We start from the raw sequence: 15243 nt of genomic DNA, 5'->3' as shown, positions 1-15243 counted from the left end.
ATGGTGCTAACCCCTGAGCCGCTTGCCCAATTTTTCTGCTTATTTGGGTCGAAAGAAGTGCAAGAGATTTTTGAGCTTGCTATTCTCTTTTTTTGATAAAAAGCCTTTGACAATTATGTAAAAAGCTTGCATTTCTAAAACAATTTGATAGAATAGTAGGGTAAAGTTAGACTGTATTGCCTACCGTCTATCTATAAAATATATTTTATTGGAGGCTTTTCCTAAATGGCAAAAGAAAAATACGATCGTAGTAAACCACACGTTAACATTGGTACTATCGGACACGTTGACCATGGTAAAACTACTTTGACAGCAGCTATTACTACTGTATTGGCACGTCGTCTTCCAAGTGCTGTTAACCAGCCAAAAGACTACTCATCAATCGATGCTGCACCAGAAGAACGCGAACGCGGTATCACTATCAACACTGCACACGTTGAGTATGAAACTGAAAAGCGTCACTATGCCCACATCGACGCTCCAGGACACGCGGACTATGTTAAAAACATGATCACCGGTGCCGCTCAAATGGACGGAGCTATCCTTGTAGTAGCATCTACTGACGGACCAATGCCACAAACTCGTGAACACATCTTGCTTTCACGCCAAGTTGGTGTTAAGAACCTTATCGTCTTCATGAACAAGGTTGACTTGGTTGACGACGAAGAATTGCTTGAATTGGTTGAAATGGAAATTCGTGACCTCTTGTCAGAATACGATTTCCCAGGTGATGATGTTCCTGTTGTTCAAGGTTCAGCACTTAAAGCCCTTGAAGGTGATACAGCTGCCGAAGACAAGATCATGGAATTGTTGGATATCGTTGATGACTACATTCCAGAACCAAAACGTGATACTGATAAGCCATTGCTTCTTCCAGTCGAAGACGTATTCTCTATCACTGGTCGTGGTACTGTTGCTTCAGGACGTATCGACCGTGGTACTGTAAAAGTTAACGACGAAGTTGAAATCGTTGGTATCAAAGACGAAATCGAAAAAGCTGTTGTTACCGGAGTTGAAATGTTCCGTAAACAGCTTGACGAAGGTCTTGCTGGTGATAACGTTGGTGTGCTTCTTCGTGGTGTTCAACGTGACGAAATCGAACGTGGTCAAGTATTGGCTGAACCAGGTTCAATCCACCCACACACTAAGTTTAAAGGTGAAGTTTACATCCTTTCTAAAGATGAAGGTGGACGTCACACACCATTCTTCAACAACTACCGTCCGCAGTTCTACTTCCGTACAACTGACGTAACTGGTTCAATCGAATTGCCAGCAGGTACTGAAATGGTTATGCCTGGTGATAACGTTACTATCGACGTTGAATTGATCCACCCAATTGCCGTTGAACAAGGTACTACCTTCTCTATCCGTGAAGGTGGACGTACTGTTGGTTCAGGTATCGTTTCAGAAATCGAAGCTTAAGCGATTAAGTTCCCGTTAAAACGATTAAAAGTCAGACAATGAAAAAGCTAGTGGCCCCTTGGGTACTGGCTTTTTCTATGCTATAATGGACTAAATAATTTTTAGGAGAATCCTGTATATGAAGACCCCTTTTGTCGGCAAAAACCAATTAGACCAGATTACAAAAGAATTTCCAACCCCCTTTCATCTTTACGATGAAAAAGGGATCCGTGAAACGGCGCGAGCTGTGAATAAGGCTTTTGCTTGGAATCCAGGTTTTAAGGAGTATTTTGCGGTTAAGGCAACTCCTAACCCTAGTATTTTGAAAATCTTACAAGAGGAGGGCTGCGGTGTCGACTGTGCAACTGATGTCGAATTAATGATGGCTCATAAGCTAGGGTTTAAAGACATCAGCTTTACCTCCAATGATACTAAAGCGCAGGAATTTGTCTATGCCCGCCAGACTGGTGCCATGATCAATTTGGATGCTTGTGAGCATATTGCTTTCTTAGAAGAGGTCGCCGGTTTACCTGAAACGGTCTCTCTTCGCTACAATCCCGGTGGTGTCTTCTCGCTTGGGACTGATATTATGGATCACCCAGAAGATTCTAAATTCGGGATGACCAAGGACCAGCTTTTGCAGGGTTATAAAGATTTGAAGGCCAAAGGTGTTAAAAATTTTGGTCTCCATGCCTTTCTAGCGTCGAATACCGTTACTAACGACTACTATCCAACCTTGGCTGGGCAGTTATTTGAATTAGCTTTGGAAATTAGGGAAGTAGCAGGGGTTGAACTCAGCTTTATCAATCTATCTGGTGGTGTCGGTGTCGATTATACGCCGGCTGATAAGCAGAATGATATCGCTGCTATCGGTGAGGGTGTCCGTGTGAAATTTGAAGATATCCTTGTTCCCAACGCGATGGGTCATATTAAAATTTTTACGGAGCTCGGTCGTTTTATGCTAGCGCCGCATGGTCACCTTGTTACCAAGGTGCTCCACCTCAAGGATACTTATCGCCACTATGTCGGTGTTGATGCCAGCGCCGTTAACCTCCTGCGTCCTGCCATGTACGATGCTTATCATCATATCACGAATATCAGTAATCCTGATGGGGCGCCCGAAGTGGTAGATGTGGTTGGCTCTCTTTGTGAAAATAATGATAAGTTCGCTAAGCAGCGTGAACTAGCACAAGCCCGCGTCGGTGATCTGCTGATTATCCATGATACAGGTGCTCATGGGTTCTCCATGGGGTATCAGTACAATGGCCGCCTGCGTTCAGCTGAGATTCTTTTACAGGAAAACGGCAAAGCTAAAATGATCCGCCGTGCAGAAAGACCAGAAGATTATTTTGCTACTCTTTATGGTTTTGGCTTAGATGAAGGCGAATAATAAGCCGAAACCCTAAAATAATGTAACTCTCGTCCTATTGAAGGCGAGAGCTTTTGTTTTAACCTTATCTTCCTGCCATGCAGGTTCGAGTAGTTAATGACACTGGGAGAGTGGCCCAATAGATAAAGAGCTGGGTAAGTTTGTTCTATGTCTGTCCGTTGTCAAGGTCAGGGCTTTCTGGTATAATGAGATGAGTAAAAAATTTCTAGGAGTTATACAAACATGGCACTTTGGTTAGCTATTTTATTGATTGCTGTTGCCCTAATGGGTGGTGTTTTACTAGGGGCTTATTTGGCTCGCCGCCAATTTACAAAGGAAATTGCTGAATACCCACGTTTGACACCGGATGCGATCCGTGAGATGATGAGCTCTATGGGGCAAAAGCCAAATGAGGCAAAAATCCAACAAACCTACCGTAATATCGTTAAGCAGTCAAAAGCAGCAGCGAATAAGAAAAAATAAGTATGAAAAGGAGAGGTTGGAAGGTATTTCTTCCAGCCTTTAATACTGTCAAAAATTCAGTCCATATTTTTATGTACCGACGAAAATAGATTGTATCAGGATGCAAAGTAGCAGGGGCAAACAAAGGATTCAGCAGATGGAGTGTTTGCCCGTCAATAGGAAGTGAAAGATGGATAATAGACCTATTGGTTTTTTAGATTCTGGTGTGGGTGGCCTGACGGTGGTTCGTGAGCTGATGCGCCAGCTTCCCCATGAGGAGATTGTTTATATTGGTGATTCGGCTAGGGCTCCCTATGGCCCCAGACCGGCCGAACAGATTCGGGAGTATACTTGGCAGTTGGTGAATTTTCTGCTGACCAAGGATGTCAAAATGATTGTTATGGCCTGCAACACAGCGACGGCTGTTGTTTGGGAAGAAGTCAAGCAAGAGCTGAATATCCCTGTTTTGGGAGTCGTTCTACCGGGTTCCAGTGCAGCGATTAAATCCACGACATCTGACAGAATTGGTGTTATTGGGACACCGATGACGGTCAAGTCAGATATCTACCGTCAGAAAATTATGGACCTAGCACCGCAGATGCAGGTTACAACCCTAGCTTGTCCCAAGTTCACCCCGCTTGTAGAGTCCAATCAAATGAATTCTAGCGTGGCTAAAAAGATTGTTTATGAAACCTTGGCCCCCTTAGTTGGAAAGGTTGATACTCTGATACTGGGCTGCACCCATTATCCATTGTTGCGGGGAATTATCCAAAATGTTATGGGATCATCAGTTAAGCTGATTGACAGTGGGGCAGAAACTATCCGTGATGTCTCTGTTCTTCTCAATTATTTCCAGCTCAATCGCAGCCGTGAAGCCGCTCTTGGTCATCACCGTTTTTATACGACAGCCGGTATTGATTCCTTTAAGGAAATTGCTGAGAATTGGCTGGGACAGGATTTAAATGTGGAGCATACCAAATTATGACTGATAAAATTTATGAATATAAAGACGACCGTAATTGGTTTGTCGGTAAATGGAGCAACGTTTCCAACATTTATAGTCTAGGTGCCCAAGATGAGTTCACTCAGATTGAGCATGACTTGGCTGGTCTAGTAAGAGAAAAAGGCGGATTCGACATTTGCGTTCTACGTCTGTCCTCTGATTTTCGCTTGCTGGCCTTCACCGTTGAAATGGTTAATGAAGAACTAGGGCGCCAGTTTGAAGTCAGCCAGCATAAGGAGGCTGTCCTCATAACTGAAAATGGAGTCTTGCATCTTGTGCACCTGCCCAAGTCTGGTGTAGCTGTATCTGACTTTTTTGACCAAGAGGCTGGAGGACAACAGCCTAGGGATACCATTCTTATTGCGACCCGTAATGAGGGCAAGACCCGCGAATTTCGTGAATTATTTAAAGAGTTAGGTCTTGGGGTTGAAAATCTCAACGATTACCCAGATCTGCCAGATGTAGCTGAAACAGGGACAACATTTGAAGAAAATGCTCGCTTGAAAGCAGAGACCATTTCAGAGCTGACCGGTAAGATGGTCTTAGCAGATGATTCTGGCCTTAAGGTTGATGCGTTAGGTGGCTTGCCTGGTGTCTGGTCCGCGCGTTTTTCAGGTCCTGATGCGACAGACAACAGCAACAATGCTAAACTGCTACACGAGCTGGCCATGGTCTTTGAGAAAAAAGACCGGACAGCCCAGTTTCATACAACTCTGGTCGTTGCAGCTCCTCATCGCAGCAGTCTGGTTGTTGCAGCGGATTGGCCCGGCTATATCGGTGTGGAAGCCAAAGGCAGCAATGGCTTTGGCTACGATCCTCTCTTTTTGGTCGGAGAGACTGACAAAACAGCTGCAGAGCTAACATCAGAAGAAAAAAATGCGCAATCCCACCGAGGACAGGCCGTTAAGAAATTAATGGAGGTATTTCCAACATGGCAAAAAACACAATCATAGTCATGAGTGATTCTCATGGCGACCGTGGTATTGTCGAGGATATAAAAAACCACTATCAGGGGCGGGTTGACGCTATCTTTCATAATGGCGATTCTGAGCTGCCTTCCAGTGATGAGATCTGGACAGGAATTAGGGTTGTTCGGGGAAACTGTGACTACGACAGCGGTTATCCCGATACCTTGGTAACAGAACTGGATAATGCGAGGATTGCTCAGACCCACGGCCATCTTTACGGCATCAATTTTTCTTGGGATCGCCTAGACCTCTGGGCTCAAGAAGAAGATGCTGACATTTGCCTCTATGGCCACCTGCATCGGGCAAGCGCTTGGCGCAACGGCAAAACTGTTTTTATCAATCCCGGATCTGTTTTACAACCGCGGGGGGAAATCACAGAGAAGCTCTATGCTAAAATTGAAATTTCAGAGGCGCTTATTAAAGTGAATTATTACACTCGCGACCACCAGCCCTATCCCAGCTTAACACAGGAATTTGAACGATGATAGCGAAAGAATTTGAAGACTTCCTTACCCCTTTTCAAGAGGACTACCTGACACCAGCTGAGGATCTGGCCCTAGTCATGTCTAATCATAAGGCGGGACATGTTATGTTGCTTTTGACGAGGAATGGCTATTCCAGAATCCCTGTTATGTCGACAGATAAGCGTTATATGGGGACAATTTCGATGTCGGATATTTTGTCCTATCAATCTCAAAAAGCTCTTACTGATCAGGCCTTGGCTGAGATTGAAGTCATTGAAATGCTCAATCATAAGATTGAGATCCTATCAGACCCAACTGACTTGACAGAGATTTTACATAAGGTAGTTGACTTTCCGTTTTTGCCAGTCGTTGATGACCAAGGTATTTTCCTAGGAATTATTACCCGCAAAAAGGTGCTGAAATCCATAAACAGTCTATTGCATAATTTTACACAGGAGTATCAGATTGAGCCACTTGATGGAGCAGATTAGCCATTTTATTGCTAGTAAATCTCTTTCGGAAAATTCCCGTAAGTCTTATTACTATGACCTGCAGCAGTTCTGCCGGCTGGTCAATGGACAGCTGTCTTCTAGTAAATTAAGACTCTACGAACAATCACTGGCTGGGCTGAAAGTTTCTGCGCGCAAGCGTAAACTGTCAGCAGTCAATCAATTTTTACTCTATCTTTATGAAGAAGGTCAGATAGAGACCTATTACCGCTTAAAAAATCGTGAGAAACGTCGTCCTCAGCCAACGAAGCAGGAACTTTTAGACTTATCTGAGTTCTATCAAACTGAAGCAAGTTCTGGGAAATGGCTGGCACTTTTAATGCTGGAATTGGGACTGTCTCCTAATGAGATTGCGGGACTCAAAGTGAGCGACTGTGATGTAGATTTTGAGGTCGTTAGGATAAACAAGGGAGAGCAAGTCAGAGTAATCCCTCTGCCAATGGGTCTGCTCCCATTGTTTGAAAATGTGGCTGGACAGACTTATCTCTTTGACCATAAAGGGCAGCCCTATTCACGTCAGTGGTTTTTTAACCAGCTCAATCGTTTTTTGGCGGACACAGGTCATCCCGATCTGACGGCGCAAAAACTACGAGAACAGTATATCTTAAGAGAGGTAGCGCAGGGAACCTCTCTGCTGGATTTGACTAAAAAATTAGGACTGAAAACATCTTTGACATTGGAGCGCTACTACAGGAATGGATATTAAGTTAAAAGATTTTGAAGGCCCCTTAGACTTGCTGCTGCACTTAGTTTCAAAATATGAAATGGATATTTACGATGTGCCCATTGTGGAAGTCATCGAGCAGTATCTGGCCTATATTTCCACCTTGCAGGCCATGCGTCTGGAAGTGGCTGGTGAATATATGGTCATGGCCAGCCAGCTCATGCTGATCAAAAGTCGCAAGCTCTTGCCTAAGGTGGTGGAAGAAACACCAGTAGAAGAAGATTTGGAGCAGGAGCTGCTCAGTCAGCTTGAGGAATATCGGCAGTTTAAGGCGCTCAGTCAGGAGTTGGCAGCTCAGCATGAAATCAGGGCGCAGTATTTCTCTAAGCCCAAGCAAGAACTGATTTACGAGGATCTTGCTCTGTCGCATGACAAGACAACGCTGGACTTGTATCTAGCTTTTTCGAAGGTTATGGCCGCCAAACAGGAAGAAATAAAAAATAGCCATACGACTATTGAACGAGATGACTATAGGATTGAAGATATGATGGTCTTGGTTTCAACCCGTCTAGCGGGTCACAAATCTGTCGAACTGGGGGAAATCTTCTCAGAAGCTCAGTCTATGAATGAGGTTATCACCATCTTTTTAGCCACTCTAGAACTGATTAAGGTCGGTCGTATTCAAGCCCGACAAGCTGAGAATTTTGGACAGGTCACCTTAATTAGTATGGAAGGAGAGCAGACTTAATGTCTTATTTAGCACAAATGGAAGCCCTGCTCTTTGTGGCGGGAGAAGATGGCCTCAGCCTTCGCAATCTGGCCAGTTTACTGGATATCTCAGCTACGGCAGTCAGCCAGCAGTTGGAAAAATTATCGCAAAAATATGAAGCGGACACCGATTCGGCTCTCTGTCTGTTAGAATCCTCCAATACCTATAAAATTGTGACTAAGGAGACCTATGCTGACCTCCTGCGTCAGTATGCAAAAGCGCCTATTAACCAAAGTTTGTCTCGTGCCAGTTTAGAGGTTTTGTCTATTATTGCCTATAAGCAGCCTATTACACGCGTGGAGGTAGATAATATCCGCGGAGTAAACTCCAGCGGTGCTATTACTAAACTGCAGGCCTTTGATTTGATTCATGAGGTTGGAAAAAAGGATGTGATCGGTCGGCCCAACCTCTATGCGACCACTGATTATTTCTTGGATTATATGGGAATCAACAGCTTGGATGAGCTGGTTGATGCCTCTGCGATCGAATTAGTAGATCAGGAAATGACCCTCTTTAGTGAGGATGATATTTAAAACAGAAAGAAAATCATGAGAATTAACAAATACATTGCCCACGCTGGTATAGCCAGTCGCAGAAAAGCAGAAGAGCTGATTAAAAAAGGTCTGGTTAGTATCAATGGTCAAACAGTGACAGAGTTGGCTACCAATGTCAAAAATGGTGATTTAGTCGAAGTTTCCGGCCAGCCTATCTATAATGAAGAAAAGGTCTACTACCTCCTAAACAAGCCTCGGGGCGTGATTTCTAGCGTCTCAGATGATAAGGGACGTAAGACCGTCATCGACCTTCTGCCAGATGTCAAGGAGCGCATTTACCCTGTCGGCCGTTTAGATTGGGATACGACTGGCCTCTTAATCTTGACCAATGATGGCGATTTTACCGACGAGATGATTCATCCCCGCAATGAGATTGATAAGGTTTATCTGGCACGGGTCAAGGGCATTGCGACTAAGGAAAATCTGCGGCCCCTGACACGAGGCGTGGTGATCGATGGTAAGAAAACAGGGCCAGCCCGCTACAATATCATCAAGGTTGAGCCTGATAAGAATCGCTCGATCGTTGAACTGACTATCCATGAAGGCCGTAACCATCAGGTTAAAAAAATGTTTGAGACTGTGGGGCTTCTGGTGGATAAGTTGTCTCGTACACGGTTTGGAACGCTGGATTTAAGAGGGCTACGTCCGGGAGAATCCCGACGCCTCAATAAAAAAGAAATCAGCCAGCTCCACAATGCAGCTGTCACAAAGGCAAAATGAAGAAACTCTTGATCGCCCTAGTTCGGCTCTATCAGCGTTACATCTCACCTCTCAGTCCTCCTTCCTGCCGCTATCGTCCTACCTGCTCCAACTATATGATTGAAGCTATCGAAAAGCATGGTCTTTTGGGTGTACTCATGGGATTTGCCCGCATCCTGCGTTGTCACCCCTTTGTAGAAGGCGGTGACGACCCTGTGCCCGACCATTTTAGCTTAAGAAGAAATCACAAGTCTCAGAAGTAGAGACTTGTTTTTTTATCGGCATTTTTCTAATAGGAATATGAAAATTAGTCAGTGAATAAATCAAAGCGTAATAAAAAATACAAATGGACATGGATAAAAATCGGTTGTCATTTAGATTTCCTACCGTTAGTTAATGCATTTAAGTGGTTCTTAAAGTCAACATTTTACTTTCAAATATGACAAAAGTCATATTATGTCATGACATTAGGTGCTGAAAAGTTTTGTTCTTTTTCGATAAACTTAAGCCATAAAGAAAGTGAAACGAGAAAATATTATGAAACTCAAATTATCTTATATTATTTATGCTCTTATTGGAACAGTTTGCGCAGTCTTGAGTACCTTTACAACTGTTTTTGAACAGTTGAAGATTGAAGTGGCCTTTTCATATCTGGGAGAATTTATGGGCTTGTTAATTTCAGCAACTATTCTAATCAGTATTGCTCAATTTCTTATCGAAGAATTAACAGATTAGGAAGAAAGGGCAGCTTTCTCCTACCTTAACAGTTACAAAGGAGGGACTAAAATGACCTATGAGGAAATCAAACTTAGACTTTTAGAAGATGGTATCCGCAGCTATAAAGTCTTTCAAGGGATTAAAATTTATTCTCACACTGTCAAAACTGAGGACGAACAAAAACAAATCTCAAAAAGAGTTTACCTGACAAAAAAGCAACACTATGTTTATTATGAACGAACAGATCCTAACTGGTATTACTGGAATAAAGACAGGGAAAACGCAAACTTTGATCCAAGTGATATTAATGAAAATACACTTTTTGAAGTGACAGATGATTTGGGATCTTTAACAAAATATTTAGGAAAAGATATCATTCACAAACTAACGGAAAAAGTTCAGCAAGGTGAAGTCACCGAATACCTAGATATTTAGAAATCATTAGAAAACACACCGCCTAAATAAACGCTCTAAAGGCTGTGTAAAAAAGATATGCTGCCTAGTCTGTGAAATTAGACTCACCTTCCTAGAATCTTTGAGGATTCTTCGTCAGGCTCCCTAAATTTCTTTGGAGTGCTTAGCGGCTTAGCGAGACGACGTTTGGCTAGTCGATTTTACTAACCAAATGAGGTTAGTGGGAGAGGTAGGGAGTGGGATCAACCCAAAAATTGAAAATTTTGGTTCGTCTTCCCACCCCCGCACAGTTGGCTAGGTTTTCCGCTTTGGCCTTGTAGCAAAAGGAAAGCCAGCCAGCAGTGGTTCATTGGTGCTAAAGCACCTAATGAACTGTGCAGGGGTAAGACTAAGTTGGCGTAGCCAACAAGTCTTACTCCCAACCACTGCGTCAAGAGCTTATTCCAAAACAGGAATGTTGGACAAGTTTTTGTCCAGCCTCGTTTGGTATCAAGTGCAGAGCACTTAGATAACAAGCCTCTGCCGTATCTTAGTAAAAGGAGTATAGCAATGGTAACTACTGTTATAAGCGTTTCAAACTTATCCAAACAATTTAAATCGAAACAGGTTCTAGAGGGCATTTCCTTTGAAGTCAAGGCGGGCGATTGTCTGGCCCTAATTGGACCTAATGGTTCAGGCAAAACAACACTCTTTAACTGCCTGCTGGGAGACTATGCTCCGACAGAAGGAACCGTCACTGTACTGAAGCAGAATCCCCAGTCTTCGCAGCTTAAAGGAAAAGTAGGTATCCTTTTTCAAGAGAACCTGACAGAAGAAAAAATGAGGGTTTCTGAGCTCCTCAATTTTCAAAAAGCTATCTATTCAGATCCTCTGTCTGATAAAGAAATTGATGGTTTGCTGCAATTTTCTGACCAGCAAAAAAAGCAGCTTGCTGAAAAATTGTCTGGTGGTCAAAGACGGCTTCTGGCTTTTGTGCAAGTCTTGGTTGGCCAACCTGACATCATCTTCTTGGATGAGCCGACGGCCGGTATGGATACCAATACGCGCAAGCGTTTTTGGGAGATTGTTGCTGACTTGAAAAAGGCTGGCAAGACCATTATTTACTCCAGCCATTACATTGAAGAAGTAGAGCATACGGCGGATAGGATCTTGGTCTTGCACCAAGGAAAATTACTGCGGGACACCACACCGTATCTGATGCGCTCAGAAGAAAAAGAAAAAGTCTTTACCCTACCTGTTGACTACCTATTTGCTGTTGAAGGACAAGATATTGCTGATTTGGAAGTGAAGACGGATACCATTTCCTTTAGCAGCAGGCAACCTCAGCATATTTGGGATTTGCTGGCAGAGGTCAAGTGCCCAATTGAAGACATCGAAATGACCAACCGTACGCTTTTAAATACCATTTTTGATATGGCAAAGGAGAATGATCATGAAAACGTTTAAAGCAATCCTGTATCAGGAGTACCTCATCAATAAACGCTCTTTGTCCAATCTAGTTATGGGGATTGGCATGCCGCTGGTTTTCTTTCTTCTCTTTACCAGCATATGGGCCAATGAAGACAGTATGCCTAAAGATCAAGTTACCTATTGGGTGCGTCAGTACATGATGCAGATGACAGCCTTTTCCAGCCTTAGTTTTGCCTTTTTCTCCTTGCCCTTTGCTTTTCAAGAAGATCGAAATGGCAACCGCCTCAGAAGCATTGAGCACAGTCCCATTCCTATATGGCAATACTATATCAGTAAAATTTTAACGATTCTTGTTCACTTTGTCTTAGCTATTTTAGTGGTTTTTGCCGCAGGATATTTTTTCAAGGGTGTCGATATGCCTGCCAAAGATTGGCTGCTCAGTGCAGTGGTTTTATTTGCTGGAGCCGTCTGTTTTATGCCCTTTGGTGCCCTTTTTGCCCATATCAAATCTTCGCAAACCCTCTCGCTGGTTGCTAATATTTTCTATCTGGGTTTGGCTGTCTTGGGCGGCCTCTGGATGCCAGTGCAGACTTTCCCAGATTTCATGCAGAAACTAGCCAAGGTGACCCCAACCTACCACCTCAATAATCTTTTGATTTCTTATTTCAAAGATGATTTTTCCATTCAGTCTCTGTTCATTCTTCTGGGATATGCTATCATAGTTTTAATGATTGCTCTGGCAGTCGGAAAAAAACTTGAGGTAAAATAATGTTTCAACCCTTTCAAAAAACAGACCCGCTCTACTATGTAGGGCTGGTCTTCATGATTTTTCCCTTAGGAGGGGTATTGTGGTTTGATTATCCTATGTGGACGCTGGGGCCGTCTCTTTTGTTTATGATAGCTTATATTTTGATTATCCACCTTCGTAATCAGTATCAAAGCATACTTGCTGTCCTTTGGTTCTATCTGCTTGGCTATATTCTTGGGATGACTTTTGCGATTGAGCCTAATATGATGTGGTTTTTCTTTTATCTCGTGAATCTGTTGGTTTGGCGATTTGGAGATGACATGCGAAGCTACCGCACGATATCTTATATGCTTGGTCTTTTGGTTGTTATGATGTGGGGATTATTCTTTACCCCAACAGTCATAGAAAAAGTAATGACAGTGCTGATTACCACCTTTATCATTGCTATGCACTATTTTCAGCGGCAGAATTATTTGGAAAGTAAGGTTAAAGAGGAAATTTATCAGAAAAATAAGGAAATTAATCTCCTGACCGCTGAAAATGAACGCAATCGAATCGGACGAGATTTACATGACACGCTGGGACATACCTTTGCCATGATGACTTTAAAGACAGAGTTGGCGCTCAAACAGCTCGATAAAGATAATCCAGTCGCTGTTCGCAAGGAACTGCTGGAGCTCAAACAAATCAGTCAGAAGTCAATGAAAGATGTCCGCGGGTTGGTTAACAACCTTAAGTACCGTACAGTGGCAGAGGAATTAGATAATATCACTGAGGTGTTTGCCCTGTCAGACATTGGCCTGACAGTGGATAATCAGTTGGACTTAGCTGCGCTATCACCAGTTATTCAGTCCAGCATGACCATGATTTTACGAGAACTAACCACCAACATTATTAAGCATGCTGGAGCTAATCAGTGTCACATCAAGCTCTACAGAACTGGTGAGCTAGTGATTGATGTCAGTGATAATGGCTGCGGTTTTGCCCAGCTGACAGGTGAGGAGTTGCATTCCATCAAAGAGCGCCTGCAGCTGGTTAAGGGAGATGTTGTGATTTTATCTAGCCAAAATCCAACGCTTATTCGTGTGACCTTAGAAGAAGGAGATGGGCTATGAAATTATTAGTTGCAGAAGATCAGGCCATGCTGCGGGATGCGCTTTGTCAGCTTTTACTCATGGAGGATGATGTGGAGGAAATTTATCAGGCTGCAGATGGAGACGAAGCGATAGCTCAGCTGCAAAAACAGGCTGTTGATGCCGCTATTCTAGATATTGAAATGCCAAAGAAAACGGGACTTGATGTGCTGGAGTGGGTTCGTGAGCATCAGGGCATGGACATCAAGGTTATCATTGTAACGACTTTCAAGCGTGCAGGTTATTTTCAAAGAGCCATCAAAGCCGGTGTAGACGCTTATGTGCTCAAGGACCGCTCAACTGATGAGCTGATGACGACCATTCACACAGTCCTTGCAGGAAAAAAAGAATACTCACCTGAATTGATGGAAAATTTAGTTGGTAGCCGCAACCCACTTAGCAAACAGGAACTGGCAGTACTAGAGCATGTGGCACGGGGGTTAAGCAATAAAGAGATTGCAGAAGTGCTTTTCTTGTCAAACGGTACTGTCCGTAACTATATGTCATCTATCTTGACTAAGCTGGATGCTAAAAACCGCATGGATGCTGTCAATATCGCCCAAAAGAATGAATGGTTGTAACGAAATTGGGCAGCTCTAAAATTAATTGACGAACTTTTGGAGAGCAGTACAAAGTTAGAAGTGCATGTAGACAGAGTGAGCTAGTATAATTGCATTAAATCTCATTCTCAAAGCAATAAGGAGTAAAATCAAAAGGAGTGGGACAGATGCCCATGCTTGCTGAGCGTCATGAGTATCTGTTCCAGCCCCTTTTTTACGCAATTTAAGAGAAGGATGGTCCATTTCTTTTGCATAGTTTCCAGAAAGGGCAAGGGGCATCGAAAAAGTCTGAACTTGTAATGCTCAGATAAGCTCTTTGGTAACTCATCCAGTTCCCTGTAAATCGTCTGCATAGCCCGAAAGAAAATGCATATTTTTCTCATTATAAAAACTCCCAGAAGCATCTGTTATATCTGGGAGTTTTTAAGTTAATAATTGGGAAGATTTAAGAATAACTCACTTAAGCCTATATTGGATATGAAAGCAAGCAATCTGCTCATAGTTGTTAGGCGAATTTTTTATAGCCCAATATAAAAAATATAGATTAGGCAAACCTGTTCTAGCGTGATACCATAGGGGAAATTAATAAAGGAACACGAAGCTAATCTCTTCGGAAAAAAGATCGACTTCCTTGTGTCCAAGGACACAGCGTCTGTCACCTATTTTTCAGTCAGAGATTTTCGCTAAGCGAACCGTTTCTTGGTATCTTGTTTAATTGAACACGAAGCTAATCTCTTCGGAAAAAAGATCGACTTCCTTGTGTCCAAGGACACAGCGTCTGTCACCTATTTTTCAGTCAGAGATTTTCGCTAAGCGAACCGCTTCTTGGTATCTTGTTTAATTGAACACGAAGCTAATCTCTTCGGAAAAAAGATCGACTTCCTTGTGTCCAAGGACACAGCGTCTGTCACCTATTTTTCAGTCAGAGATTTTCGCTAAGCGAACCGTTTCTTGGTATCTTGTTAATTGAACTTGGGCTGCGGATTGTGCAAAAAGATCGCTTTTTCCTAGACGCAAGCGCTCTACGTCTATTTTCTTTCTTTCTGTTAGGAATTTTCGTTAAGTGAAACGGCTCTTAGCGACACTCCGTTTAGTTAGTCGATTTTACTAGCCAAACGGAGTTAGTGGGAGAGGTAGGGAGTGGGATCAACCCAAAAATTGAAAATTTTGGTTCTCACCACGTCCTGGTTTTAAGGTGGTGACCTGAAACGGTCTCTCCCCAGATCATTTTTGACACTTGCTTTGCAAGCTTCATTTCCCGATTAAAAAGGTCTCCCAGACCTTTTTAACCCACCCCTGCACAGCTCAAAAGGTCTGGGGGACCTTTTGAGGTTGGAAATAAGATGAACGATGTTCATCACATTTGTTTAGGTTTTCCGCTTTGGCCTTGTGGCAAAAG

The 15243-nt window shown here is 43.1% G+C and carries 18 protein-coding genes; all 18 read left to right on the top strand.

Annotated features, from left to right (window positions below):
- Positions 1-225 precede the first annotated feature (225 nt).
- The 18 genes from tuf to ACVR1G_RS01580 all read left to right on the top strand — a co-directional run bounded on the left by tuf (position 226) and on the right by ACVR1G_RS01580 (position 13865).
- Positions 226-1422 carry an elongation factor Tu gene (gene tuf / locus ACVR1G_RS01665; RefSeq protein ID WP_447451492.1) on the top strand — a complete coding sequence of 399 codons (1197 nt, stop codon included), beginning with the start codon at positions 226-228 and terminating at the stop codon, positions 1420-1422.
- Between the two features lie 118 nt (positions 1423-1540).
- Positions 1541-2791, top strand: coding sequence for a diaminopimelate decarboxylase (locus tag ACVR1G_RS01660; protein WP_447451491.1), 1251 nt, complete (start codon positions 1541-1543; stop codon positions 2789-2791).
- A gap of 222 nt (positions 2792-3013) precedes the next feature.
- Positions 3014-3253, top strand: coding sequence for a YneF family protein (locus tag ACVR1G_RS01655; protein ID WP_447451490.1), 240 nt, complete (start codon positions 3014-3016; stop codon positions 3251-3253).
- Positions 3254-3422: 169 nt separating this feature from the next.
- Positions 3423-4217, top strand: a complete 795-nt coding sequence (gene racE / locus ACVR1G_RS01650) for a glutamate racemase (RefSeq protein ID WP_447451489.1) — start codon at positions 3423-3425, stop codon at positions 4215-4217.
- Positions 4214-5188 (top strand): nucleoside-triphosphate diphosphatase, encoded by a 975-nt coding sequence (locus ACVR1G_RS01645; protein WP_447451488.1) that lies wholly within the window; start codon positions 4214-4216, stop codon positions 5186-5188. The genes racE and ACVR1G_RS01645 overlap by 4 nt, the downstream gene beginning before the upstream one ends.
- Positions 5167-5688, top strand: a complete 522-nt coding sequence (locus tag ACVR1G_RS01640; RefSeq protein ID WP_447451487.1) for a metallophosphoesterase — start codon at positions 5167-5169, stop codon at positions 5686-5688. The genes ACVR1G_RS01645 and ACVR1G_RS01640 overlap by 22 nt, the downstream gene beginning before the upstream one ends.
- Entirely contained in the window at positions 5685-6158 is a 474-nt protein-coding gene (cbpB, locus tag ACVR1G_RS01635; protein WP_447451486.1) for a cyclic-di-AMP-binding protein CbpB, read from the top strand. Before ACVR1G_RS01640 ends, cbpB begins: the two co-directional genes overlap by 4 nt.
- The gene (gene xerD / locus ACVR1G_RS01630; protein WP_447451706.1) at positions 6142-6882 is read left to right on the top strand and encodes a site-specific tyrosine recombinase XerD; all 741 of its coding nucleotides are present in this window, start codon (positions 6142-6144) and stop codon (positions 6880-6882) included. The genes cbpB and xerD overlap by 17 nt, the downstream gene beginning before the upstream one ends.
- Positions 6872-7588: a segregation/condensation protein A gene (locus ACVR1G_RS01625; protein ID WP_447451485.1), complete on the top strand. Its 717-nt coding sequence runs from the start codon at positions 6872-6874 to the stop codon at positions 7586-7588. Before xerD ends, ACVR1G_RS01625 begins: the two co-directional genes overlap by 11 nt.
- Positions 7588-8142, top strand: coding sequence for an SMC-Scp complex subunit ScpB (gene scpB, locus ACVR1G_RS01620; RefSeq protein WP_447451484.1), 555 nt, complete (start codon positions 7588-7590; stop codon positions 8140-8142). Before ACVR1G_RS01625 ends, scpB begins: the two co-directional genes overlap by 1 nt.
- Positions 8143-8157: 15 nt before the next feature.
- Positions 8158-8883, top strand: coding sequence for a pseudouridine synthase (locus tag ACVR1G_RS01615; protein WP_447451483.1), 726 nt, complete (start codon positions 8158-8160; stop codon positions 8881-8883).
- Complete coding sequence (gene yidD, locus ACVR1G_RS01610; protein WP_447451482.1) at positions 8880-9125, top strand: membrane protein insertion efficiency factor YidD; 246 nt, start codon at positions 8880-8882, stop codon at positions 9123-9125. The genes ACVR1G_RS01615 and yidD overlap by 4 nt, the downstream gene beginning before the upstream one ends.
- 274 nt (positions 9126-9399) lie before the next feature.
- Entirely contained in the window at positions 9400-9597 is a 198-nt protein-coding gene (locus ACVR1G_RS01605) for a hypothetical protein (protein ID WP_447451481.1), read from the top strand.
- A gap of 51 nt (positions 9598-9648) precedes the next feature.
- Complete coding sequence (locus ACVR1G_RS01600) at positions 9649-10014, top strand: EXLDI protein (RefSeq protein WP_447451480.1); 366 nt, start codon at positions 9649-9651, stop codon at positions 10012-10014.
- 528 nt (positions 10015-10542) lie between these two features.
- Positions 10543-11439, top strand: coding sequence for an ABC transporter ATP-binding protein (locus ACVR1G_RS01595; protein WP_447451479.1), 897 nt, complete (start codon positions 10543-10545; stop codon positions 11437-11439).
- Positions 11426-12172, top strand: coding sequence for an ABC transporter permease (locus ACVR1G_RS01590; protein WP_447451478.1), 747 nt, complete (start codon positions 11426-11428; stop codon positions 12170-12172). The genes ACVR1G_RS01595 and ACVR1G_RS01590 overlap by 14 nt, the downstream gene beginning before the upstream one ends.
- Positions 12172-13266 carry a sensor histidine kinase gene (locus tag ACVR1G_RS01585; protein ID WP_447451477.1) on the top strand — a complete coding sequence of 365 codons (1095 nt, stop codon included), beginning with the start codon at positions 12172-12174 and terminating at the stop codon, positions 13264-13266. Before ACVR1G_RS01590 ends, ACVR1G_RS01585 begins: the two co-directional genes overlap by 1 nt.
- Positions 13263-13865, top strand: a complete 603-nt coding sequence (locus ACVR1G_RS01580; RefSeq protein ID WP_447451476.1) for a response regulator transcription factor — start codon at positions 13263-13265, stop codon at positions 13863-13865. Before ACVR1G_RS01585 ends, ACVR1G_RS01580 begins: the two co-directional genes overlap by 4 nt.
- Positions 13866-15243 lie beyond the last annotated feature (1378 nt).

The organism is Streptococcus dentasini (genome assembly GCF_053206945.1).
The sequence above is the reverse complement of the archived record's forward strand: the minus strand, read 5'-3'. Positions and strand labels throughout refer to the sequence as shown.